Below are 22811 nucleotides of genomic sequence, written 5' to 3'. Positions count from 1 at the left end.
CGGAGCAGCGCTGAATGCATTTTGGACAATATTAACCTAATGCATAATCTAGTGCGACACCAATGAACAGTGCGGCCCCCAGCCAGTTGTTATGGCGGAAGGCCTTGAAGCAGTTCGTCCGGTCGCGGTAACGGATCAGCGTGTAGTGATACAGCGCGATCGCGCCTGCCACCCCCACACCGGCCACGAACCACCAGCGCAGGCCGAGCGACCAGCCACACAGCAGGAAGATCGCCAGCGACGCGCCGTAGCACAGCATGATGGCTGCCACGTCGAAACGTCCGAACGTGATGGCGGATGTGCGCATGCCCAGCTTGATGTCGTCGTCGCGGTCGACCATCGCATACGCGGTGTCGTAGGCCACGGCCCAGAACACGTTGGCCACCAGCAGCCACCAGGCCACGCCCGGCACCGCGCCCTGCACGGCCGCAAACGCCATCGGGATGCCGAAGCCGAACGCGATGCCCAGGTAAGCCTGCGGAATGGCGAAGAAGCGCTTGAAGTACGGGTAGGTGCCGGCGACGATCACGGCCACCACCGACAACTGCTTGGTCAGCGCGTTCAGCGGCAGGATCAACAGGAACGACGCGATCGCCAGCACCGCCGCGACCATCACCGCTTCCCAGCCCCGGATCTTGCCGCTCGTGAGCGGCCGGTCGACCGTGCGCTTGACGTGGCGATCGAAGTCGCGGTCGGCATAGTCGTTGATGGCGCAGCCGGCGGAGCGCATCAGTGCCGTGCCGATGACAAAGATCGCCAGCACATGAAGGGCGGGCACGCCGCCGGAGGCCATCCACAGCGCCCACAGGGTTGGCCACAGCAGCAGCAGGATGCCGATCGGCTTGTCGGCCCGGATCAGGCGAAAGTAGAGCGCGAGCTTGTTCATCGTGTTCGCTTTTTGTGGCAAAAAATATTGATCGGAAGACAGCAATTCTAGCCGGTTTGAGGACGCCACGCGGCGCGCCCTTGCACCAGCAGGCGTCATGCTGCGGGCATGACAAGCATGTGTCACGACCAATGGTGTATGCCAAAAAATTGTCTTTTTGTTGTCATTAACTTGACACGATCGTTTGCTTTAATGCATCGGTCCGAGCCGTGGTGGTAAGGACAGGCGGGCCGCCGGTTCGGCGCTGCCAACATTTCAGATGCCGGCCCACCGGCTCGCACGTCCCATTAATGGAGAAGTACACATGAACAACCACGACACGTCGCCGTCGCGCCGCAACCTGCTCAAGGGCATCGCCGGCGCGGGCGCGCTGCCATTCGTCGGCGCCTTCGCTGCGCTGCACGCACGCGAAGCAGCGGCCGCCAATGGCGTCACCGCACTGATCGACAGCCCGTACGGCACGATCGCGCCAGTCGCTGATCTGAGCACCGGCCTGCCGCTGCTGCAACTGCCTCCCGGCTTCACGTACAAGAGCTATGGCTGGCGCGGCGACACCATGACCGATGGCCGCCCATGCCCGGCCGGCCACGACGGCATGGGTGTGATCGCCACGCGCAAGGTCGGCCGCAGCACCGAACAGGTGTTGGTGCGCAATCATGAAATTACCAGCAGTGCGGCTGGCAATTTCATCAACGCGTACAGCTTCTACGACGGCGGCACCATTAGCGCCAGCACGACCAACCGCTCGTGCGGCGGCACGACCAACCTGGTGTTCCGCGACGGCGACTGGGTCAGCATGACGCCAAGCCTGGGCGGCACGCAGCAGAACTGCGCCGGCGGCGTCACGCCATGGGGCACGTGGCTGACCTGCGAAGAAGTCGGTTCCGACGCGATCACCGCCGGCGGCAAGAAGCATGGCTACGTGTTCGAAGTGACGGCCGATCCGCGCCAGACAACCGGCCAGCCGATCGTCAACATGGGCCGCTTCGCGCACGAAGCCGCCGCCGTCGACCCGACCAACTGCAACGTCTACCTGACCGAGGATTCGTCGGGCAAGTCGGGCTTCTATCGCTACGTACCGGACATCAAGACCGGCGCCGCCGGTTCGCTGGCGCGCGGTGGCGTGCTCGAAATGGCCAAGGTCAAGGGCGTCAACAACGTCAACCTGGCCGTGGCCAGCGTCGACAACACCTACGAACTGGAATGGGTGTCGATCCCCAACCCGGACGCCAACCGCGGCAACAGCGTGGGCCTGAATGGCCAGGCGATCAGCAATGCCGCCGGTCCGTTCAACCAGGGCTGGGCCAAGGGCGCGCTGCGCATGAACCGTGGCGAAGGTATCTGGTACGCGCAGGGCAAACTGTACGTGATGGACACGTCGGGCGGCCCCGTCAATCGCGGCGCGATCTGGGAACTGGATCTGGCCAGCCAGACGCTCAAGTGCATCTATTCGAGCCCGAGTCAGCTGGTCGGCAATATGGGCGACAACCTGACGGTCAGCCCGCGCAATGCGATCCTGATCTGCGAAGACTCGTCCAGTGCCATTACCGACCAGTTCGGCTTCGGCCAGCGCCTGATGGGCCTGACGGGCGGCGGTGATGCGTACATCTTCGCCAAGAACAATGTCAACCTGACGACGGCCCAGCTGAGCGCCGCCGGCAAGTCGACGGCGCTTGCCGGCGATGGCCGGGGCAATGAATTTGCCGGCGCCTGCTTCGATCCGACCGGCCGCTACCTGTTTGTCAATATCCAGACGCCAGGCATCACCTTCGCGATCTCGGGTCCGTGGGCCAAGGGTCCGCTGTAATTCTCACCGCATTCATTCAAGGATATTCACCATGACCATCAACAAATTCGTCGCCGCCGGCCTGGCCGCGCTGGCGTTCTCGACCCTGGCGCCGGCCCACGCTGCGCTGCTGGTCAGCTCGGACAGCGCGGCTGGCAATATCGTGACCGACTACAGCGCTGCTGGCGCCGTGTCGTTCGACCTGGAACTGGTCAATTTCACCGGCACCACGCTCAACTTCGTGCTGCAGGAAGCCGATATCGGCGGCCCGCTGAGCCTGAGCGCGATGGTGCTCAACCTGAGCGGCATGTCGTTCCCGCAGTTTACCTTTGGCCTGCAGGGCATCCGCTTCGCGGCGCCGGGCACCGTGACCGCGTTCACGCAAGACCTCAGCGTCAACAGCTCGTTCTACAACGCGGCGATCACGTTCGCCAATGGCGAGCCGGCCGAGTTCCAGTTCGGGAACCCGACCGTCGTCGATGGCCGCAGCGACTGGCTGCTCGACACCAGCGGCATGCGCGCTGGCGACACGTTCTCGATTGTGGCCGAAGTGCCGGAACCGTCGACGGTCGCGCTGATGCTGCCGCTGCTGCTCGGTGGCTTGATGGTGGCCCGTCGCCGCCAGGGCTGATCGGGCTGGTTGCTTTGCGTTGAACGCGTGGGCGGGGTACCCGCCCACCCTACAACGAATTCGTAGGGTGGAAGGCTATGCCGTCCACGCGTTCAACCCGATGTTGCACCGCATGGACGGTATTACGGGCGTTCAGGGTGCACGGCCCGGGCCGCGTCGCGTTGCGCGGCGAGCGCCTCCGATGCGCGCAGGATCTGCGCGATCCGGCTGACCTGGTCGGACGGCGGCTGCTTGACCAGCACCACCAGCACCCCTAGGCCGACGGCGAACACGAGCGCCGACTGCACCGCACGGCCGATCCGCAGCACTCTCCCCGGCAACATCAGCAAGGCGCCGATGGCGATCCCTGCCAGCGCGCCGCCGACGTGGGCCGCGTTATCGGTGCCGGTCATCAGAAAGCCCATGCCGATATTCAGCGCCACCACCTGAAAGATGACTTTCAATTCGATTTTTGCCGCCGTCCCGGCGCACAGCGCATGCACCAGCAGGGCGCCGGACGCGCCGAGCAGCGCGCCGGACGCGCCGATGCTGACCGTGGTCGCGAAGTGGGGTGTGAAGCCCATCGCCGACGGCACCAGGTCGTAGCCCATATTGCGCACGGCCACGCTCGCATACCACCAGGCGCTGGCCAATCCGCCGAACAGCCCCGACAACAGATAGATCAGTGTAAAACGTGTACGGCCCCAGACCGCCTCGGACAATGGGCCGATCTGCGACAGCATGAACATGTTCAGGCCCAGGTGCAGCGCGCCGCCGTGCAGGAACATCGAGGTCACCAGCCGCGTCCAGTCGCCGGTGAGGGTGTAGGGGCCCAGGTTGCCGCCCCAGGCGGTCAGATCGGCCGGGCTGGGCGACATCCAGTCGACGCCGTTCATGCCAAGATAGACCCAGGCGCCGATATTGAGCAGGATGAGCCAGAAGGTGGGGGACGTGAAGAAGCTCGGGCGCTTGCCCGGTGTTGTCAGCATGGTTGTTTCCGAAAATAAATCACCGGTGAAAATAGCACCTTTCGGATTCGCCGTCGATTCGCTATCGCTGATCCGCGTCGATTGGCGCAGTCACGCCCGCTTCGCACCCAATGCGATGTGCAAAATCAATGCACTCGCATCATAGGGCTTCGACACGACAGGGCGCCCGCGGAATCGCTGGTCGATGATCGCCGTGTCGCCGTAGCCGGTGACAAACATGAATGGCACGCCCTGCTCGCTGAGATATTCCGCAACGGCCAGGCTGGTTTCGCGGCCAAGGTTGTAATCGAGTACGGCAAAGTCAGGCGTGAACTGGCGAAGTGTCTCGAGCGCTGCGGCAACGGTAGAGACGACCTGCACACTTTCGGCACCCATCGACAGCAGCGTTGACTCGGTTTCGATTGCGATCAGCAAATTATCCTCTACCAGCAGGATGTTTCCGATCGGCGGCGGCAGCAGGGACGACGGGGCTGGCGCGATGATTGGATACGACATGGTCGGTGCGTCGTCATTGCTTGATACATAACGCGCTGGAATCTCGAAGCGCGCTATCACGCCACCTGGCGCAAATTCGATCGCCGCTTTACCCCCCAGTTCGTGGGGAATCGCACGTTCGATGATGGTCGAACCGAAGCCGCGTCGGGTGGGCGGCACGACGACGCTGCCGCCGTGTTCGGACCATTGGACCGAAAGGTCACCCGCAGGGCCACGCTCCAGGAGCAATTCGGCATGGCCGCCCTCGTGCTTGAATGCGCCATATTTCGCTGAATTGGTGATCAGTTCATGGAACACCAACGCCAGCGTGCCGAACGCTTCTGGCTCAATGGCCCAATCGCTGCCAATGACGATCACGCTGGCAGCATTCTTGCCGAGGTAGGCAGCGGCCTCGATGCGTACCATATCGCTCAGCGACTTTGGTCGCCATCCGCTACTGGTCAATTGGTCGTGAGCACGCGCCAGAGCGTGGATGCGCGAGCTGATATCTTCGGTGAACTGCGTGACCGAGGTCGCGCTGTTGCCGCATTGGCGTACCAGTCCGACAATCAGATTGAGAATATTGCGGACGCGGTGGTTCAGCTCGGCGATCAGCGTGTCTTGCTGGTCATTGCTTTGCTTGCGCATCTTCTCGGCTGTATCGGTCATTCTGAGCATCACTTCAAGCAGAGAGACCCGCAGTGATTCGCCCGTGTCACGGTCGGCATCGCTCCATTGCGCCGATTGCCCATGCACACGTTCTTTCCACAGCGCGAAACTGGCGCGTGGCGTATAGCGCAAGACCCCTGCATCGGCGCGCACGACTTTGTCGGGCTTGCCCGCCCACTTCACCTCTGCAACCAGCTCATCGCGGAAAAACAGCACGAAGTCACGCGGGCTGCGCGAGATGGGAACGGCCAGCAATCCCGCCACGCCCGGGCAATCGGCCACCGCTTCCGGGCACGTCTGTGCCAGGCAATGCGTGGTAAAAACCTCGCTGATAGCGGCGCCGTTCAAGAATTTCACCAGCCGCATCATGGCGGGCAGGCCAGGTGTGGATCCAACCCGTCGCACGAGGCCGTCGACATACGTGGCCATGCCGCTGGCATGCAAGCTTGTGCGCAAGTCGGACAGCATCGCAAACAGATTATCTTCGCCAACCGCGTTGGGTGACACCAGCGACAACATGCGCATATGCGTCTCGCGAGACACCGCGCGCCCGCGCTCCTGCCCACGGCGGACAAAGTTCTCGATGATGGATGACGCCATCTGGCCGTAGAACTCAAGGGCCATCCGCAGTTTGGCGGCCAGGTAGCGGGGACTGTTATGGTGACATACCAGCAAGCCCCACAATTTGCCGTCGACGATCAGCGATACCGACATCGAGGCGCACACCCCCATATTGCTCAGGTATTCGATGTGTACCGGTGAGACGGCGCGCAGGGACGCCATCGACAGGTCGAGCATCTCGTTTTTGGCGTCGAGAAGCGGCACCAGGAGCGCGTTCTGCGCCTGTACGTTGACGACGACGCGCAGCGGGTTGACCAGATACAGCGCACGCGCCTGCGCCGGGATATCGCTGGCGGGGTAGCGCAGGCCCAGGAAGCTCTCCATGCCTGCTGCGCTGCGTTCGGCAACGACCTCGCCGCTGAGGTCTTCATGAAACTTGTAGACCATTGTTCTGTCGTACCCGCAGAGGGAGCGCGTCTGCGCCGCCAGCACATCGCAGAAGCGGTCGATATCGCTGGCGTCACGCAATTGGCTGAGCAGTGACACCATGCGCCCCGAGGCATCGTCACCGGCGGCCACCGATGGTTCGCATTCGATGATGATCGACTCGGCCGTACGCGAAACCGACAGATCGAACAAGTGCGCGTCGATCCCATCGGCACCGACCGGGACACTGAACAGGTGTCGCACGCCGCCTTTCATGCCGATGACCTGCAATTCACAGCGGACATCGTGCAGCGCGCGCCGTCCTATCAGCTCATGGAGTGGACGCCCACTTGCCTGGCTGACCTCGGTCGGCAGAAAATTTGCCAGGTTGTCGGAACAGCGAACGACGTTCCAATCTGGCGATACCTCGAGCAGAAAGCCATGTGGCTGAATCTGACCCAGAAATGCGATCCGTTCATTTTCACACGGCGTCGGTTCGATCTGTTGTACGCCCGGGTTGGTGATCATGCCGCGGCTTCCTTGAATGGTGATTGTCAGGCCAAGAGGAGCGATCATATCAAATGAGCCATAAAGGATCAAAACACAAATATTTTTTTCAAGAAAAGAATGAAAATAGTTCTTTATTTGCGTTTTCAATATGTAAAATATACGCATGGAAAATCTTTACACTTCTCAGCTGTTAGAGTTGCTTGTCGAGACGAGCGCCGTGACCTGGGCCGTTGGCGCGGACGGCTACATCGTCGATATCCCGGAATGGGCCGCCTTGACGGGCCAGAGCGTTGAAGACATCAAAGGAGAGGGGTGGATGAATGCAATCCATGGCGAAGACCTGGAGCGCGTGCGCTCTGCCTGGATGACAGCCATCGCGCATGGCTCGCATTACAACACCGACTATCGACTGCGATGTGCCGATGGCGTCTATCGTTGGTTCAATGCGCGGGGAATGCCAATCGTGAATGTCGAGGGAACCATCCAGAAATGGATCGGCGTCGTACTCCCCATTGCCGGATTGAACCGGTTCAGGCAGCCTGCGGCTGCGTCGTCAGGCACCACGGCGCCGTACGTCGACATCACGCCGGGCGCCTTGCGTGCGGCACGCGCGATGCTCGGCTGGTCGGCCAGCAAGCTTGCCGACATGGCCGATGTGTCAATTTCGACGATCCGGCGGATCGAAGAAGCTGATGAGCGCAACAGCACGCGCAGCACAACGGCGCGCAAGCTGATCGCGTCGCTCGCGCAGCAGCCGTTGACACTGATCGCTTCTGCCGAAGGCGTGATCGAGGGCGTGTCCAGGCGCACAAAAATGGGACAAGGATAAAGGCTGCCGAGACCATCGCCATGCATTGGGTCGGCGGTATTTGACAGCATGAGGCCGCCTATGGAAACGTCAGCGACTGGCCTGGCGTTGCCAGCAATAGTGCGGGCGCGACATCGACAGGATGCTAGACTTTGGGTCCCGGGCGCCACTGTCCGGCCATCCAGACCGATCGCATCGCAGGTCCGTGCCAGCGTGTTTGCGCCGGCACTTGCGTGCCCATCGCTGCCGAGCCGCAGGCGTGCCACGACGCGGGTGCGCCCGCCAGCGTCACGCCGGACCGGTCGCTTGCCATCGCGCCGGATGTCGTGATAACAGCACCGTCACGCCCGTCCGAGCCGCGCCATTCGCCGTGCGATCACACAAGTGCAAGGAGTCATTTTGAGTAGATTTTTTTCGATGAGATTACTGGTCTCGCTGTCCCTGGCCTTACTGCTGGGGCTTACCCACCCACCGGCGTTTGCCGCCGGCCAGGATGCCGAGGCGCCCGCCGCCGCCGAACCGGCCACCCCCGATCCACTCAAGCGCGAGACGCCGCGCTCGATGGTGTCCAGCCTGCTCGGCGCCCTGGGCGAATCCGACTACGATCGCACCGCGCTGTACTTCGACTTGCCGCCGGCGACCAGCTCGCGCCAGCGCACCAGCGCCGTGGCGCAGGCGCGCGCCTTCCATGCGGTGCTGGACGATGGCGGCACGCTCGATACCTTCATCACGCTGTCCAACGATCCCAACGGCAAGATGAACGACGACTTGCCGGTCGAGCAGGAGCGCATCGGCGAGATCGCCATCCAGGACAAGAAAATCCCGGTGCTGCTCTCGAAAGGGCAGGACGGCGAGCATCAGGTGTGGCGCGTGTCGCGCGAGACGCTGACCCAGATCGCTGCGGCCACCAAGCGCGCACCCGTGGTCACCGAGCCCGAGGTCGATGAGATCATCGTGGCTGGCGCACCGCTGAAGGACTGGGCGCTGCTGCTCGGCCTTGGCGTGCTGGTGTTCGGCGGCTTGTGGATGCTGTCGGCGCTGATCGTCGTCTGCATGCGCAAACTCGTGCCCGACCCGGAAGCCAACGGCCTGTACCGCTTCTTCGAGGCAGCCTTGCCACCGGTGAGCCTGTTGATTGCCGTGGGCGTGTTCTATAACTGGGCCGAGCAGTTGCCGGTATCGATCGTGGCGCGCCAGACTTTGCTGCGCTACACCGGCATCGTCTCGGTCATTGCCTTTGTCTGGTTCGGCCTGCGCCTGGTCGATGCGATCTCTGAACTGGCGATTGCCCGCATGCAGCGCAGCCAGCGGCGTCAGGTCATTTCGGTCATCACGCTGGCGCGCCGCGCCGCCAAGGTCATCCTGCTGGCGTTTTCGGGCATTGCGATCCTGAGTACCTTCGGCATCGACGTCACGACCGGGATTGCGGCGCTCGGTATCGGCGGTATCGCGCTGGCGCTGGGCGCCCAGAAGACCGTGGAAAACCTGGTCGGCAGCGTGACCGTGATTGCCGACCGCCCGATGCAGGTGGGCGACTTCATCAAGGTCGGCGACGTGGTGGGCACCGTGGAAGACGTCGGCATCCGCTCGACCCGCATCCGCACCAATGAGCGCACGATCGTGACGATTCCAAATGGCGACCTTTCGGCGCGCCAGATCGAGAACTACGCCGCGCGCGACCGGTTCCTGTTCAATCCCGTGATCGCGGTCGACTATGGCATTTCGTCGGCCAAGCTGAGGGAAGCGATTGCCATCGTCCAGCAAGTCCTGGCCGAAGAAAAGAATATGGCCGAAGGGCACCGCGCGCGCTTGGGCAGCATCAGCGAGCGCTCGTTCAACATCGAGGTGTTTTCCCACATCGATGTGCACGAATTCGATACGCAGGTGATCATTCGCGAAACGCTGCTGCTGACGATCTTCGAACGCCTCGAAGCGGCCGGCATCAGCCTGGCGTTCCCGACGCAGACCATCGTGTTCTCGCCGTCGCAGCTGGAAGCGGTCAGGGGCGGGCCTGCGGCCGGTGACGACGCCAGCGAAACTGGTGAGTCGGCCGTCGCTGCAGCGCCGCCAGCCGTCTGGACCGGCGCTACGCCGCCGCCTCGTACGTGATCATCTCGACGCCGGCCAGATGACATTCACTCACCGCCCGCATCACCGCATCGATGGCGGCGCGGCGGGTGAAGCTCTTGCGCCAGGCGATCACGACGCGACGCGATGGCGCCGGCCTGGTGAACGGCACATAGGCCAGCAAACCGTTCGACTCGCTCAGGTCGGTGACTGACGCACGCGGCAGCACCGTCAGGCCGATGCCGCTGGCGACCATGTGGCGGATCGTTTCCAGCGACGAGCCTTCGAACGTGCGCTGCATGCCGGTGCCACCGCCCGGCGCCGCGAAGCGCGCCATTTCGGGACACACTTCCAGCACCTGGTCGCGGAAGCAGTGGCCGGCGCCCAGCAGCAGCATCGTTTCGCTTTTCAGGTCTTCGGCTGAAATTTCCTTGCGCTTGGCCCACGGGTGGTGTTTGGGCATGGCCACGATGAACGGCTCGTCGTACAGCGGCTGCACCGCCATCCCGTGGTCGGGCAGCGGCAGCGCCATGATCGCGGCGTCGAGCTCGCCCTGGCGCAGCAATTCCAGCAGCTTGTGCGTGAAATTCTCTTGCAGGATCAGCGGCATCTGCGGCACCGTGTCGATCAGGTTTTTCACGAGCGGGGGCAGCAGATACGGGCCGATCGTGTAGATCACGCCCAGGCGCAGCGGGCCGGCCAGCGGGTCCTTGTTTTGCTTGGCCAGTTCCTTGATGGCAGCGGTCTGTTCCAGCACGCGCTCGGCCTGCGCGACGATCTGCGCGCCCAGCGGCGTGACGGAGACCTCGGAGCCGCCGCGCTCGAACAGCAGCACACCCAGTTCGTCTTCCAGCTTTTTGATGGCGACGGAGAGCGTGGGCTGGGCCACGAAACAGGCTTCGGCCGCGTGGCCGAAGTGCTTGGCGCGGGCGACGGCGACAATGTATTTCAGTTCGGTCAGGGTCATGGTGGGTGTCTCGACTAGGCGCGTTGCCGGCGCCGCGTGGTGAGCGGGGCAGCAGGGTGCACGCCGTGAAATAATGATGTAGCGAGAATGATAGTCGATATAATCTCTTGATAGGCTTGGCCTATGCATCTTTTCTGAAAGGCCCGCATGTCCACCACGTTTGGCCCGGCGGAAGCCCAGGTCTATATCCACAAACTGCTCACGGTGATGCATCACCAGGGCGGTTCCGACCTCTTCATCTCGGCTGATTTCCCGCCGAGCATGAAATACCAGGGCGCCATGAAAGCGCTCAGCCAGCAGCGCCTGAGCGGCGAAGTCACGCGTGCGCTCGCGATCTCGCTGATGAACGAGCGCCAGCGCGCCGAGTTCGAAAAAGAAATGGAGTGCAATTTTGCGATCTCGCTGCCCAACGTCTGCCGTTTCCGCGTGAACGTCTACGTGCAGCAGCAAAGCGTCGGCATGGTCGTGCGCACCATCTCGTCCGAGATCCCCAATTTTGAAAAGCTCGATCTGCCCGAGGTGCTCAAGGACGTCGTGATGACCAAGCGCGGCCTGGTGCTGGTCGTGGGCGGCACCGGTTCGGGCAAGTCGACGACGCTGGCGGCGATGATCGACTACCGCAACAACAATTCGGCCGGCCACATCATCACGGTCGAAGACCCGGTCGAATACGTCCACAAGAACAAGAATTGCCTGATCACGCATCGCGAAGTGGGCGTCGATACGCTGTCGTGGCACAACGCGCTGAAGAACACGCTGCGCCAGGCGCCGGACGTGATCCTGATCGGCGAGATCCGCGATACCGAAACGATGGAACACGCGATCGCGTTTGCCGAAACGGGCCACCTGTGCCTGGGCACGCTGCACGCGAACAATGCCAACCAGACGATGGACCGGATCATCAACTTCTTCCCCGAAGAGCGGCGCAACCAGCTGTTGATGGACCTGTCGTCGAACCTGCGCGCGATCGTCTCGCAGCGCCTGGTGCGCACTGAAGACGGCAAGGGCCGCAAGGCCGCCATCGAAATCCTGCTCAACACGCCGACGATTGCCGAGATGATCCTGAAAGGGAACTTCCAGAGCATCAAGGAGATCATGCACAAGTCGCGCGAGCTGGGCATGTGCACGTTCGACCAGGCCTTGTTCGAGCTGTACAACAAGGGCTTCATCAGCTACGACGAAGCGATCCGCAATGCCGACTCGGCCAACGGCCTGCGCCTGCAGGTCAAGCTGTCGGGCGAGCGCAAGGAACCGGGCCTGCCTGCCGGCGCGGCGCGGCCATCCGAATTGTCGATGGCGCTCGACGAAGAGCCTGACGAAGAACCTCCCAAGTATTGATCTGCCCTCTATTTATTTATGCCTTCATTTGAAAACAAGCTCTGCACGCGCGCCGACCTGGCTGCGCGGATCGCCGCACTGCCCAAACCGGTGGTGCTGACCAATGGTGTCTTCGACATCCTGCACCGCGGCCACGTGACCTATCTGGCGCAGGCGCGCGAACTGGGCACGTCGCTCGTGGTGGCGGTCAACACCGATGCCTCCGTCAAGCGGCTGGGCAAGGGCGACGACCGCCCGCACAACACGCTGGCCGATCGCATGGCCGTGCTGGCCTCGCTGGAGTCGGTCAGCCTGGTGGTCGAGTTCGACGAACAGACGGCGCTCGAAGTCGTCCAGGAAGGCCGGCCCGACATCTATGCCAAGGGCGGCGACTATGTGATGGACCAGATTCCCGAAGGGCAGGCCGTGCTGGCGTATGGCGGGCGCGCGGTGGCGATCGACTTTGAACATGACCGCTCGACCACGAAATTAGTGGCGCGGATCCGGGGCTGAGCGGCATGGTAAAGCCACCTGCGATGCCGGCACTGGCCGGCCTGTATCCGGCCTCGCCCGACGGCATCGTCAATCTCGAGCACGGCTACTTTGGCGCGATGGCGCAGCCGGTGCAGGCGGCGCTGGTTGAATCGGTCGACTATCTGAATCGCCATCTGAGCCCGTTCCTGCGGGGCGCGCAAGCGCTCGAGCATCACGCGGTGCTGTGCGCGCGGCTGGCCAGGCTGATCAATGCCGATCCGCACGAGATCCTGCTCACGCGCAGCGCCAGCGAATCGATGCAGGTGCTGATCGGCCAGTACCACCGGCTGGCGCCGGGCGACGGCGTCCTGTGGAGCAATCTCGATTATCCGGCGATGCGCTACGCGATGGCGTGGCTGGAAGGGCGGCGCGGCGTCGTGCCGACCGAGCTGCAATTGACGCTGCCCCTGTCCGGTGACGCGCTGCTGGAACAGTATGCGACGGCGATACGCGATACGCCTGGCCTGAAGCTGATCCTGCTCTCGCAGGTGTTCCCGGCCAACGGCCAGTCGGTGCCGGTGCGCGAAATCGCCGCACTGGCACGTGCGCGCGGCGTCGACGTGCTGGTCGACAGCGCGCATGCGTTGGGCCAGCTGGGCGTCGATGTGCAGGCCATGGGCATCGACTTCGCGGGTTTTAATTTGCACAAGTGGATCGGCGCGCCGCCGGGGCTGGGCTTTGCGTACATCCGGTCTGCGCGCCTCGACCGGATCGAGCCGCATTTCGGTGACCGCGATTATCCGGCGAACGATATCCGGGGACGCCTGCACGCTGGCATGCCGCCGATGAGCGCGATCATGGCTGCGCCGGTGGCGCTCGACGTGCATGCGCAGCTGGGCGGTTCGGCCGCGAAAGGCGCGCGGCTGGCGTGGCTGAGAAATTATTGGGTGCGGCGCGTGGCGGACCTGCCGGGCCTGCAGTTGATGAGCCCGCTGGTGGGCGACACGGCGCTGGCGGCGTTCACGATCGACGGCATGCGCGCGCGCGACGTGCAGGCGGCGCTGCTGGATCGCTTCGGCGTGTTTACGGTAGAGCGCCATATTGGCGACGTCAGCCTCGTGCGCGCCACGGTGGCACTGACGACGACAGTGGATGAGCTCGACCGTCTGGTCGAGGGATTGACGGTGCTGACCCGCGACGCGGCAGGTGCCTGATGCCGGGCACGTCCATGCACATGCTGTCGCCGATTCCCGCAGACCTGATCCATGGCGCAGTCGAGCTCGAACCGACCGACGCCGGCCTGTTGCCGCAGCGTTTGCCGGCCTGGGCGCTCGCGCATTGCCCGGATGTGCAACTGGCGCTAGCCGCAGCACAACCATCCGGCGTGCGCCTGGCGTTCCGGACCACGGCCCGCGTCGTCGAGTTGCTGGTGCTGCCGACCAAGCGCCGTTACGGCAAGATGGCACCGCGGCCCGACGGTATCTATGATTTGGTCGTTGATGGAAAGCTGCTCCAGCAGGCGAGCGCGCCGGGCGGCAAACGCCTCGACATCGACATGATCAGCGGCGCCACCAGGGTGCATCTTGGCGAGCCGCACTGGCTGCGCTTTGCCGACCTGCCGGCAGGCGACAAGACCGTCGAACTCTGGCTGCCGCATGACGAGACGACCGAGCTGGTGAGCTTGCACTCGGATGCGCCGGTGTCGCCGCTGTTGGCTGGCGGCCAGCGCCGCTGGCTGCATCACGGCAGCTCGATCAGCCAGGGCTCAAACGCGACCCACCCGACCGGCATCTGGCCTGCGGTGGCGGCCAGCCTGGCCGGCGTCGATCTGTTCAACCTGGGCTTTGGCGGCAATGCCTTGCTGGATCCATTCACGGCGCGCACGATCCGCGACCTGCCTGCGGACCTGATCAGCCTGAAGCTCGGCATCAATCTCGTCAACACCGACCTGATGCGGGTGCGGGCGTTCGGGCCGGCCGTGCACGGGTTCCTCGACACGATCCGCGAAGGACGGCATCGCAGCACGCCGCTCCTGGTGATCTCGCCGACCTGGTGCCCGATCCATGAAACGACGCCGGGGCCGACCATGTTCGATGGCAAGGCGATGGAGCAGGGCAGGCTGCTGTTTCGGGCGATGGGCAATGATGCCGAGCGGCGCCAGGGCAAGCTGACGCTGGGTGTCATCCGCGAGCAGTTGCACAGGATCGTGGCGCAGCGGGCCGAAGCGGATGCGCACATCCATTACCTCGATGGCAGCGCGCTGTATGGCGCATCGGACAACGCGCACCTGCCGCTGCCCGATGCGCTGCATCCGGACGCCGCCACGCACCGGCTGATCGGCGAGCGTTTTCATGCGCAGGTGTTTGCCGATGGCGTGTTCGGCCATCGGCTCTGACGGGTTACTGGCGTGGCCGATGCCGCCAGGCCTGTGGTCAGACCATCGTGCGGAACGTCGCACGAAGATGCTCGACCAGAGCAGCCGGGTTTTCCATCGCAGCGAAATGGCCGCCGCGCTCGGCTTCGCCAAAAAAGCGCAGATCGGCGAAGCGCGCTGCGGCCCAGCGCTGCGACAGCCGCATCTGCTCGCCTGGAAACATGCTGATGCCGGCGGGCAGGGGAAGCGGGGCGGTGGGCATGCCCTTTGCCATTTCGCGCGCGCCTTCCCAGTAAAAACGTGCCGAGCTCGGGCCGGTATTGGTCAGCCAGTACATCATCACGTCGTCGATCAGGCGGTCCGGTGCGATCGTGCGCTCCGGCTGGCCGCCGGTATCGGACACGTCCTGGAACAGCGCGTACAGCCAGCTGGCCAGGCCCACCGGTGAGTCCGCCAGCGCAAACGCGACAGATTGCGGGCACGTGCACTGCAGCTTCATATAGCCTGAATATTCTCTCTCGTAGCGGGCGGCATCGTAGAGCATGATCTGCTCTTCTGGCGTCGCGTCGGCGATTTCCTGTTTGGTCGGATGGAACATCACCATGTTCAGATGGATGCCCGCCAGGCCCGGCACGCGCATATGTGCCAGGGCGCTCGTGACGGCCGCGCCCCAATCACCGCCTTGCGCCACCCAGCGCTCGCCGTAGCCGAGGCGGCGCATCAATTCCGCGAAGGCCTGCGCCGTGCGGCCCACGCCCCACCCCGGTTCGGTGGGCTTGTCGGAAAAGCCGAAGCCGGGCAAAGACGGAATCACCAGGTGGAACGCGTCGGATGCCAGGCCGCCATGCGCCTGTGGCTGCGTCAGCGGACCGATCAGCTCGCGAAATTCCAGCACGGACCCCGGCCAGCCATGCGTCAGCAGCAGTGGGGTCGCGTCCGGTTCCGGTGAACGGATATGCAGGAAATGAATCCCCAGTCCATCGATGACCGTACGGCTGCTGCCCCAGTCGTTGAGCGCGGCTTCCGTGCTGCGCCAGTCGTAACCGTCCTGCCAGCGCTCTACCAGTGCGCGGATGCGGGCCAGTTGCGGCCCCTGCGAGGTGTCGTTCACGGTCTCGGCATCCGGCCAGCGCGTGCGCGCCAGGCGGTCGGCGAGGTCGGTCAGGTCGGCTTCTGGAATATGGATGGGAAACGCGTCGATTGCAGTGTGCATGGCAAGCCTGTCAGGTCGTTGATGGGGCAGTGGGCAGGACCGGCGCGGCCCATGTCCTTTTGGGTTTTACAGAACGATCTCGCCCTGGTCGGCGCCATTCCAGTAGTGGATTCGTGCGGCGCGAACGCGTATCATGACCAATCCCGGTGTGTCGACGCCTTGCTCGAACCAGTGATCGAGTCCCGCCGTCCAGTGCGCTGCGAACATGGTCTTGTCGCGAATCAGGTCTGCGTTGCCTTGTACCGCGATGAACAGCGGTGGCTGCCCGCGCGGACCAGGGGCGCCGGTGAAAGTCAGGCTCACCGCGGCGTCGCGCCCGATGTCAGCCACGGTACGGGCTTGTTCATAGGTGAAAAAATAACTGTCCCCGTCATAATCGACTTCGCCGTTGTTGCTCATCGGTCGACTGGCGAAGGCGCCGCCTTCGGTGCGGGTCGAGAGCATGCCAAAATCGATTGCCCTCATATTGTCAGATAGAAATTTCAAACGCATGTCCATCGCTTCACCTTTGATTGAGAGTCCAGAAACTGAACTATACCATTCAGTTCAGTTTAATATGATGACTATTTTGCCATGCAACTGACATCGAGCCTGCCGGAGCCAGAACCAACGCCCACCACGCGCAAGCGGGGCGGCCGGCCGTCTGCCGAGCATGCGGGTGAAGTGGATCGGCGCATCCTCGATGCGGCGACGACGCTGTTCCTGCGCGCGGGTTTCGATGCGACGAGCTGCGACCAGGTTGTGGCCATGGCGGGTGCCGGCAAGGCCACGCTGTACGCACGTTATGCCAACAAGGACGCGTTGTTCAGCGCGGTTGTGCACCGCGCTCTTGAGGGCGCCGCGCCGGCTGCGCCCGACTTGCCGGCTGCCATGCCGGTGCGGGAACGCTTGCGCGCAGTGGGACTGCATCTTCTGCAGCATGCTCTTACGGAAGAATCGGTAGCGCTGCTGCGGGTCTGTTTAACGACCGCACAGCGGCTCCCTGCATTGTCGCGGCTGGTGGACCAGTCCGGGCGCGACAGCGGCGTGGCGAGCATTGTGGCCGCGCTGGCCGGACCGGCGCAAGATCAGATCGCAGCAGCCACGGCCATCGCGCAGCGTTTCATCGATCTGGTCATCGTGCCACAGCAGATGCGCGCGCTGGTTGGCGACGATCGCGAGCACCTCGACGCCGCCGCGCCGCGCCGGGTCGACGAGGCCATCGATCTGCTGGCCCGCGCTGGTCTGCTGGATGCGTTCGAGGATTAGCGTCGGTTCAGGCGCCGCCGGCGTAGCCGTTCTGGCGCCAGGCTTCGTAGACGACGACGGCCACGGTGTTCGACAGATTCAGGCTGCGGTTATCGGGGCGCATCGGCAGGCGGATGCGCTGGGCGGGTGGGAAGGTCTCGCGCAGGGCAGGGGGCAGGCCGCGCGATTCCGGGCCGAACACGAACACGTCGCCCGGCTGGAACTGGGCGTCGGCAAAGGGCGCCGAGCCGTGCGTGGTCAGGGCGAACATGCGTGCTGGATCGGGCTGCGCATCAAGCAGGAACGCATCCCAGTCCTTGTGCACCTTCATCGTGGCGTAGTCGTGGTAATCGAGGCCGGCGCGGCGCATCTTGGCGTCGTCCAGCGGAAAGCCGAGCGGCTCGATCAGGTGCAATTGCACGCCGGTGTTGGCGCACAGGCGGATCACATTGCCGGTATTCGGCGGGATTTCTGGTTCGACCAGGACGACGTGGAACAACGTGCTTCTCCTTGATAAGACTTGATGCTCATGCATGTGGCGGGGTGCGCGCAAACACGATGTTCGTCACGCGCGCGGCGCCCGCCTGTTTCAGTACTGCGGCGACTTCTTCCAGTGTGTGGCCGCTCGACATGACATCGTCGATTACGCCCACATGCCGACCCCGCACGTCGACGCTGCTGGCCACATCAAATGCGCCGCGCACGTTTTTGCGCCGCTCGCCGGGTGCCGCGCCCGATTGCGGTGCTGTCTCGCGCAGCCGGTGCAGCAGTTGCGGGGCGACCGGCACGCCCAGCGCGCGGGCCAGTGGGCGCGCGACTTCGAGCGCCTGGTTGTAGCCGCGCTCGATCAGCCGGGCCGGCCCCAGCGGCACCGGACACAGCACGTCGGGCAGCACCGGCGCCGGATGCACGATGGGCACGATGGCCCCATGCAGCACGCGCGCCATCCACGGCGCCAGCGCCAGTTGCGCGCCAAATTTCAGCTGCAGCACCAGGCCGTCGAGCGGCGCCGCGTAATCGCAGGCCGTCCAGGTGGCGTCGAATGACGGTGCCTGCGCCAGACACGCACCGCAATGCCGCGCGGTGTCCAGCGCGCCGGTCGGGTTGGCGCAGCAGGGGCAACGCGGCACGGCCAGCACGTACGCCCGTTCGCATTCGGCGCACACGGCTGCCCGCGCGTGCCCGCCGCACAGTGCGCAGCAGGAGGGCAGCAGCGCGTCCAGCAGAGCGTGCAGGATGCGTGTCGGCAGCGGGCGAAGGTCCGGCATCGGCTCGGCGTCCCACAAACGGTTAAACTGCCCACATTATCTCATCACGCACCCGATCCCATGGCATCTCCTCAATCCCCGTCCACGCTGAGCGCGCCTATTGACCTGTCGCGGGTGCGCAACCTGTTCGCGCGGCCCGAGCGTATTGCATCGTCGGATTTCCTGCGCCGCGAAATCGCCGCGCGCATGCATGAGCGCCTGAGCCTGGTAAAAATCATCCCGAAGCAGGTGCTCGACGCCGGCTGCGGCCCCGGGGGCGACCTGGGCCTGCTGCAAAAGACCTATCCATCGGCGCAGATCGTCGGCCTGGACGGCGCCGGCGCCATGGTGCGCGCGGCGAAAAAGCCGGGTGCATCAGGGCCGCTCAATCAGTTATTGAGCCGGCTGATGCCGGCCAAGGCGGGCGTCGACATCCTGTGCGGCGACTACGGCAACCTGCCGCTCGGCCCGAACTCGGTCGATTTGTTGTGGTCAAACCTGGCACTGCACTGGCATCCGCTGCCCGATCGCGTGTTTGCCGAATGGCGCCGCGTGCTGCGCGTCGAGGGCTTGCTGATGTTTTCCAGCTTCGGCCCCGACACGTTTACCGAACTGCGCACGGCATTTGCGGCGCTGGATGCGTACCCGCACACGTTGCCATTTGTTGACATGCACGATTTCGGCGATCAGCTGGTCGAGGCGGGTTTTTCGACACCGGTCATGGACATGGAGCGCATCACGGTCACCTACGACACGCCGCAGGCGCTGCTGCGTGACGTGCGTGCGCTGGGCGGCAATCCGCTCGAATCGCGCCGGCGCGGGTTGATCGGCCGCGCAGCCTGGCAGCGGATGCTCGCTGCGCTCGAGGCGCAGCGCCTCCCCGATGGCAAGCTGGGCCTCACCTTCGAAGTGATCTACGGCCACGCATTTCGTCCGGCGCCGCGCACGACGACGGCCGGCGAATCGATCGTGCGCTTCCAGCCAAGAAAACCGTAATATCGCCGTCGTGCATGGCCAAATTGGCCAGCCCCCGATATTCCTTGAATAAAAATTAGTGCTTTAGATATAATCAATTGCTATTTTTCATGTCTAGCCGATAGAATCGCTTCAAAAAGCGGCATCGCCAGGCGCGCAACAGAAGCAGAGCAGAAACAGAAAAGCAACAGAAAAAGAATTGCAGCAGCCGCAGAGATGCCCCGGCACGGCATCGTTGTTCTGCGGCCAGCACGGAGCGGCGTCGTTCGTTCGTGGAATGGCTGACCGTTTAAAAATAATTCTTATTTTTTGGGTGGTTGGGGACATACATGACATATGCAACGCGACTTCGGGCCGTGCTGTACGGCTGTGCCGTACTCGGCGCCGCCGCTGGCTCTGCGCCGGCTTGGGCGCAGCAACTGACGGGCCGACCTCAAGAGCACCAGCTCAATATGCAGGCCCCGGTTACCGCCGTCGGCGCCGACATCTACGACTTGCACACCTGGATGATGATCGTCTGCCTGGTGATCTTCGTCGCCGTGTTCGGCGTCATGTTCTACTCGGTGTTCAAGCACCGCAAATCGCTGGGCCACAAGCCGGCCACCTTCCACGAATCCACCGCTGTCGAAATCGCCTGGACGATCGTGCCATTCCTGATCGTCATCGGCATGGCCCTGCCGGCCACCAAGACCGTCGTCGCGCTGAAAGACACGTCCAATGCCGACCTGACCATCAAGGCCACGGGCATGCAGTGGAAGTGGGGCTACGACTACCTGAAAGGCGAGGGCGAGGGCATTTCGTTCCTGTCGAACCTGGCCACGCCGCGCTCGCAGATCGGTGAACCCGGGGTAGCCCCGACCGAAGCGCGCACGCAAAATTACCTGCTTGAAGTCGACAACGAGATGGTCGTGCCGGTCAACAAGAAGATCCGCATGGTGTTTACCGCCAACGATGTGATCCACGCCTGGACGGTGCCGGCTTTTGCCATCAAGCAGGATGCGATCCCCGGCTTCGTGCGCGACGGCTGGTTCAAAGCCGAGCAGATCGGCGTCTACCGCGGCAACTGCGTCGAGTTGTGCGGCAAGGACCACGCCTTCATGCCGATCGTCGTGCGTGTCGTGTCCGACGCCGATTACACCGCCTGGGTCGCGGGCAAGAAAAAAGAGATGGCGGCGCTGGCCGACGATCCGACCAAGGTCTGGACCATTGACGAGCTCAAAACCCGTGGCGAAGCGGTCTACACCGCCAATTGCGTGGCTTGCCACCAGGTCAATGGCAAGGGCATCCCGGCCGCGTTCGCGGCGCTGGATGGCTCGCCGAATGTTCTGGGCAACAAGGCGAACCAGATCGACATCCTGCTGCACGGCCAGAAGAGCGGCAAGTTCCCGACCGCGATGCCGGCCTGGCCGCAATTGTCCGACACCGAGATCGCCGCCGTGATCACCTATACCCGCAATTCCTGGTCGAACAAGGCTGCAGAAAATATCGTCCAGCCGGCCGAAGTCCTGGCCGCCCGCAAATAATGTACGCCACCAACGCACGTAAAGAGCAGGGGTAACGCCATGAGCACCACGACGATCGACCACACACCGGGTCACGGCAACGAGCACGGCAACGAGCACGGCCACGCACACGACGGGCACCATGACCATCCGCACGGCTGGCGCCGCTGGGTGTATGCCACCAACCACAAGGACATCGGCAGCCTGTACCTGTGGTTCTCGTTCATCATGCTGCTCTCGGGCGGCGTGCTCGCGCTGATGATCCGCGCCGAGCTGTTCCAGCCAGGCCTGCAATTCGTGCGCCCCGAATTCTTCAATCAGCTCACCACCATGCATGGCCTGATCATGGTGTTCGGCGCGATCATGCCGGCGTTCGTCGGCTTTGCCAACTGGATGCTGCCGCTGCAGGTCGGCGCGTCCGATATGGCATTTGCGCGCATGAACAATTTCTCGTTCTGGCTGCTGCCACCGGCCGCGATCCTGCTGGGCGCGTCGTTCCTGGTGCCGGGCGGCGCCACCGCCGCCGGCTGGACGCTGTATGCGCCGCTGTCGACGCAGATGGGTCTGGGCATGGACATGGCGATCTTCGCGATGCACATCATGGGTGCCTCGTCGATCATGGGCTCGATCAACATCATCGTCACCATCCTGAACATGCGCGCGCCCGGCATGACCTTGATGAAGATGCCGATGTTCTGCTGGACCTGGCTGATCACCGCCTACCTGCTCATCGCCGTGATGCCGGTGCTGGCCGGCGCGATCACGATGACGTTGACCGACCGCCACTTCGGCACCTCGTTCTTCAATGCCGCCGGCGGAGGCGATCCGGTGATGTACCAGCACATCTTCTGGTTCTTCGGCCACCCCGAGGTCTACATCATGATCTTGCCGGCCTTCGGCATCGTCTCGCAGATCATTCCGGCCTTTGCCCGCAAGCCCCTGTTCGGCTACGCATCGATGGTCTACGCGACGGCATCGATCGCGATCCTGTCGTTCGTCGTCTGGGCGCACCACATGTTTACGACCGGCATGCCGGTGACGTCGCAGCTGTTCTTCATGTACGCGACGATGCTCATTGCCGTGCCTACCGGCGTCAAAATCTTCAACTGGGTCGCCACGATGTGGAAGGGCTCGATGACGTTCGAGACGCCGATGCTGTTCGCGGTCGGCTTCATTTTCGTGTTCACCATCGGCGGCTTCACGGGCCTGATCCTGGCGGTCACGCCGATCGACATCCAGGTGCACGACACCTATTACGTCGTGGCCCACTTCCATTACGTGCTGGTGGCCGGTTCGCTGTTCGCGCTGTTTGCGGGCTTTTATTACTGGGCGCCAAAATGGACCGGCCACATGTACCCGGAAGCGCGCGGCAAGACGCACTTCTGGCTCTCGCTGATCACGTTCAACGTCACGTTCTTCCCGATGCACTTCCTGGGCCTGGCCGGCATGCCGCGCCGCTATGCCGATTACGCGGTGCAGTTTACTGACTTCAACATGATCGTCTCGATCGGCGCGTTCGGCTTCGGCTTCAGCCAGGTGTACTTCCTGTTTGCGGTCGTGCTGCCGACGATCCGCGGTGGTGCCAAGGCGCCCGCCAAGCCATGGGAAGGCGCCGAAGGCCTGGAGTGGACCGTGCCGAGCCCGGCGCCGTTCCACACGTTTGAAACGCCGCCGCTGGTCAAATAAGGGGTATCTGATGACCACGCCACGCAAAACCAACAACCTGAGA

20 protein-coding genes are annotated in these 22811 nt (G+C 63.6%); 12 read left to right on the top strand and 8 right to left on the bottom strand.

Going from position 1 to position 22811, the window contains the following annotated elements; genetic code table 11:
• Nucleotides 1-31: 31 nt before the first annotated feature.
• A complete protein-coding gene (ubiA, locus tag RCH14_RS03945; RefSeq protein WP_343024845.1) occupies nt 32-886 on the bottom strand; it encodes a 4-hydroxybenzoate octaprenyltransferase in 855 nt (284 codons plus the stop codon).
• Between the two features lie 304 nt (nt 887-1190).
• On the opposite strand from ubiA, the gene RCH14_RS03940 reads away from it, so the two are divergent.
• Both RCH14_RS03940 and RCH14_RS03935 read left to right on the top strand, forming a co-directional pair.
• Nucleotides 1191-2693, top strand: a complete 1503-nt coding sequence (locus RCH14_RS03940; protein WP_343024844.1) for an alkaline phosphatase PhoX — start codon at nt 1191-1193, stop codon at nt 2691-2693.
• A 31-nt stretch (nt 2694-2724) separates the two neighbouring features.
• A complete protein-coding gene (locus tag RCH14_RS03935; protein ID WP_343024843.1) occupies nt 2725-3303 on the top strand; it encodes a PEP-CTERM sorting domain-containing protein in 579 nt (192 codons plus the stop codon).
• Between the two features lie 122 nt (nt 3304-3425).
• On the opposite strand, the gene RCH14_RS03930 is transcribed toward RCH14_RS03935, so the two are convergent.
• Nucleotides 3426-4271 (bottom strand): rhomboid family intramembrane serine protease, encoded by an 846-nt coding sequence (locus tag RCH14_RS03930; protein ID WP_343024842.1) that lies wholly within the window; start codon nt 4269-4271, stop codon nt 3426-3428.
• Between the two features lie 90 nt (nt 4272-4361).
• Nucleotides 4362-7076, bottom strand: a complete 2715-nt coding sequence (locus tag RCH14_RS03925; RefSeq protein WP_343024841.1) for an HWE histidine kinase domain-containing protein — start codon at nt 7074-7076, stop codon at nt 4362-4364.
• Between RCH14_RS03925 and RCH14_RS03920 the strand changes: the two genes are divergently transcribed.
• Entirely contained in the window at nt 7075-7740 is a 666-nt protein-coding gene (locus tag RCH14_RS03920) for a PAS domain-containing protein (RefSeq protein ID WP_343024840.1), read from the top strand. The genes RCH14_RS03925 and RCH14_RS03920 overlap by 2 nt on opposite strands.
• Nucleotides 7741-8136: 396 nt before the next feature.
• Nucleotides 8137-9828 carry a mechanosensitive ion channel family protein gene (locus RCH14_RS03915; protein WP_343024839.1) on the top strand — a complete coding sequence of 564 codons (1692 nt, stop codon included), beginning with the start codon at nt 8137-8139 and terminating at the stop codon, nt 9826-9828.
• On the opposite strand, the gene RCH14_RS03910 is transcribed toward RCH14_RS03915, so the two are convergent.
• Nucleotides 9806-10753: a LysR substrate-binding domain-containing protein gene (locus RCH14_RS03910; RefSeq protein WP_343024838.1), complete on the bottom strand. Its 948-nt coding sequence runs from the start codon at nt 10751-10753 to the stop codon at nt 9806-9808. The genes RCH14_RS03915 and RCH14_RS03910 overlap by 23 nt on opposite strands.
• A gap of 147 nt (nt 10754-10900) precedes the next feature.
• Here RCH14_RS03910 and RCH14_RS03905 point away from each other — a divergent pair, with 147 nt between their 5' ends.
• From RCH14_RS03905 to RCH14_RS03890, 4 genes are read left to right on the top strand one after another with little or no spacing between them, the layout of a single operon-like run.
• Nucleotides 10901-12091 carry a PilT/PilU family type 4a pilus ATPase gene (locus RCH14_RS03905; protein WP_343024837.1) on the top strand — a complete coding sequence of 397 codons (1191 nt, stop codon included), beginning with the start codon at nt 10901-10903 and terminating at the stop codon, nt 12089-12091.
• 18 nt (nt 12092-12109) lie between these two features.
• On the top strand, nt 12110-12583 hold the full coding sequence (rfaE2, locus tag RCH14_RS03900; protein ID WP_343024836.1) for a D-glycero-beta-D-manno-heptose 1-phosphate adenylyltransferase: 474 nt from the start codon (nt 12110-12112) through the stop codon (nt 12581-12583).
• Between the two features lie 5 nt (nt 12584-12588).
• Nucleotides 12589-13758, top strand: a complete 1170-nt coding sequence (locus RCH14_RS03895; RefSeq protein ID WP_343024835.1) for an aminotransferase class V-fold PLP-dependent enzyme — start codon at nt 12589-12591, stop codon at nt 13756-13758.
• 14 nt (nt 13759-13772) lie between these two features.
• Complete coding sequence (locus tag RCH14_RS03890) at nt 13773-14939, top strand: lipase (protein WP_343024834.1); 1167 nt, start codon at nt 13773-13775, stop codon at nt 14937-14939.
• 37 nt (nt 14940-14976) lie between these two features.
• On the opposite strand, the gene RCH14_RS03885 is transcribed toward RCH14_RS03890, so the two are convergent.
• Together RCH14_RS03885 and RCH14_RS03880 are read right to left on the bottom strand one after the other, a co-directional pair.
• Nucleotides 14977-16131 (bottom strand): epoxide hydrolase family protein, encoded by a 1155-nt coding sequence (locus tag RCH14_RS03885; RefSeq protein WP_343024833.1) that lies wholly within the window; start codon nt 16129-16131, stop codon nt 14977-14979.
• 66 nt (nt 16132-16197) lie between these two features.
• Nucleotides 16198-16629: a pyridoxamine 5'-phosphate oxidase family protein gene (locus RCH14_RS03880; RefSeq protein WP_343024832.1), complete on the bottom strand. Its 432-nt coding sequence runs from the start codon at nt 16627-16629 to the stop codon at nt 16198-16200.
• A gap of 75 nt (nt 16630-16704) precedes the next feature.
• On the opposite strand from RCH14_RS03880, the gene RCH14_RS03875 reads away from it, so the two are divergent.
• Nucleotides 16705-17379 carry a TetR/AcrR family transcriptional regulator gene (locus tag RCH14_RS03875; RefSeq protein ID WP_343024831.1) on the top strand — a complete coding sequence of 225 codons (675 nt, stop codon included), beginning with the start codon at nt 16705-16707 and terminating at the stop codon, nt 17377-17379.
• A 7-nt stretch (nt 17380-17386) separates the two neighbouring features.
• Here RCH14_RS03875 and trmL read toward each other — a convergent pair whose 3' ends face one another.
• Nucleotides 17387-17857 (bottom strand): tRNA (uridine(34)/cytosine(34)/5-carboxymethylaminomethyluridine(34)-2'-O)-methyltransferase TrmL, encoded by a 471-nt coding sequence (gene trmL, locus RCH14_RS03870; RefSeq protein WP_343024830.1) that lies wholly within the window; start codon nt 17855-17857, stop codon nt 17387-17389.
• A 28-nt stretch (nt 17858-17885) separates the two neighbouring features.
• On the bottom strand, nt 17886-18626 hold the full coding sequence (locus tag RCH14_RS03865) for a ComF family protein (protein ID WP_343024829.1): 741 nt from the start codon (nt 18624-18626) through the stop codon (nt 17886-17888).
• 60 nt (nt 18627-18686) lie between these two features.
• Here RCH14_RS03865 and RCH14_RS03860 point away from each other — a divergent pair, with 60 nt between their 5' ends.
• From RCH14_RS03860 to ctaD, 3 genes are all read left to right on the top strand, one after another.
• Nucleotides 18687-19601 carry a methyltransferase domain-containing protein gene (locus RCH14_RS03860; protein ID WP_343024828.1) on the top strand — a complete coding sequence of 305 codons (915 nt, stop codon included), beginning with the start codon at nt 18687-18689 and terminating at the stop codon, nt 19599-19601.
• A gap of 308 nt (nt 19602-19909) precedes the next feature.
• Nucleotides 19910-21103: a cytochrome c oxidase subunit II gene (coxB, locus tag RCH14_RS03855; RefSeq protein WP_343024827.1), complete on the top strand. Its 1194-nt coding sequence runs from the start codon at nt 19910-19912 to the stop codon at nt 21101-21103.
• Between the two features lie 39 nt (nt 21104-21142).
• Complete coding sequence (gene ctaD, locus RCH14_RS03850; RefSeq protein WP_343024826.1) at nt 21143-22768, top strand: cytochrome c oxidase subunit I; 1626 nt, start codon at nt 21143-21145, stop codon at nt 22766-22768.
• The last annotated feature ends 43 nt before the right edge of the window (nt 22769-22811 follow it).

Source organism: Massilia sp. MP_M2, assembly GCF_039123635.1.
Classification (GTDB): domain Bacteria; phylum Pseudomonadota; class Gammaproteobacteria; order Burkholderiales; family Burkholderiaceae_D; genus Telluria.
Note: the sequence above shows the minus strand (reverse complement) of the source record. Positions and strands in the feature narration are given on the sequence as shown.

What these genes read in the sequence shown, in the direction of transcription:
- RCH14_RS03865 (WP_343024829.1), bottom strand. Translation starts at nt 18,626, where the DNA reads ATGCCGGACCTTCGCCCGCTGCCGACACGCATCCTGCACGCTCTGCTG.
- ubiA (WP_343024845.1), bottom strand. Translation starts at nt 886, where the DNA reads ATGAACAAGCTCGCGCTCTACTTTCGCCTGATCCGGGCCGACAAGCCG.
- RCH14_RS03910 (WP_343024838.1), bottom strand. Translation starts at nt 10,753, where the DNA reads ATGACCCTGACCGAACTGAAATACATTGTCGCCGTCGCCCGCGCCAAG.
- RCH14_RS03880 (WP_343024832.1), bottom strand. Translation starts at nt 16,629, where the DNA reads ATGGACATGCGTTTGAAATTTCTATCTGACAATATGAGGGCAATCGAT.
- RCH14_RS03905 (WP_343024837.1), top strand. Translation starts at nt 10,901, where the DNA reads ATGTCCACCACGTTTGGCCCGGCGGAAGCCCAGGTCTATATCCACAAA.
- RCH14_RS03890 (WP_343024834.1), top strand. Translation starts at nt 13,773, where the DNA reads ATGCACATGCTGTCGCCGATTCCCGCAGACCTGATCCATGGCGCAGTC.
- RCH14_RS03925 (WP_343024841.1), bottom strand. Translation starts at nt 7,076, where the DNA reads ATGCGTATATTTTACATATTGAAAACGCAAATAAAGAACTATTTTCAT.
- RCH14_RS03915 (WP_343024839.1), top strand. Translation starts at nt 8,137, where the DNA reads ATGAGATTACTGGTCTCGCTGTCCCTGGCCTTACTGCTGGGGCTTACC.
- RCH14_RS03930 (WP_343024842.1), bottom strand. Translation starts at nt 4,271, where the DNA reads ATGCTGACAACACCGGGCAAGCGCCCGAGCTTCTTCACGTCCCCCACC.
- RCH14_RS03875 (WP_343024831.1), top strand. Translation starts at nt 16,705, where the DNA reads ATGCAACTGACATCGAGCCTGCCGGAGCCAGAACCAACGCCCACCACG.
- rfaE2 (WP_343024836.1), top strand. Translation starts at nt 12,110, where the DNA reads ATGCCTTCATTTGAAAACAAGCTCTGCACGCGCGCCGACCTGGCTGCG.
- RCH14_RS03940 (WP_343024844.1), top strand. Translation starts at nt 1,191, where the DNA reads ATGAACAACCACGACACGTCGCCGTCGCGCCGCAACCTGCTCAAGGGC.
- coxB (WP_343024827.1), top strand. Translation starts at nt 19,910, where the DNA reads ATGACATATGCAACGCGACTTCGGGCCGTGCTGTACGGCTGTGCCGTA.
- RCH14_RS03860 (WP_343024828.1), top strand. Translation starts at nt 18,687, where the DNA reads ATGGCATCTCCTCAATCCCCGTCCACGCTGAGCGCGCCTATTGACCTG.
- RCH14_RS03895 (WP_343024835.1), top strand. Translation starts at nt 12,589, where the DNA reads ATGGTAAAGCCACCTGCGATGCCGGCACTGGCCGGCCTGTATCCGGCC.
- RCH14_RS03885 (WP_343024833.1), bottom strand. Translation starts at nt 16,131, where the DNA reads ATGCACACTGCAATCGACGCGTTTCCCATCCATATTCCAGAAGCCGAC.
- RCH14_RS03920 (WP_343024840.1), top strand. Translation starts at nt 7,075, where the DNA reads ATGGAAAATCTTTACACTTCTCAGCTGTTAGAGTTGCTTGTCGAGACG.
- RCH14_RS03935 (WP_343024843.1), top strand. Translation starts at nt 2,725, where the DNA reads ATGACCATCAACAAATTCGTCGCCGCCGGCCTGGCCGCGCTGGCGTTC.
- ctaD (WP_343024826.1), top strand. Translation starts at nt 21,143, where the DNA reads ATGAGCACCACGACGATCGACCACACACCGGGTCACGGCAACGAGCAC.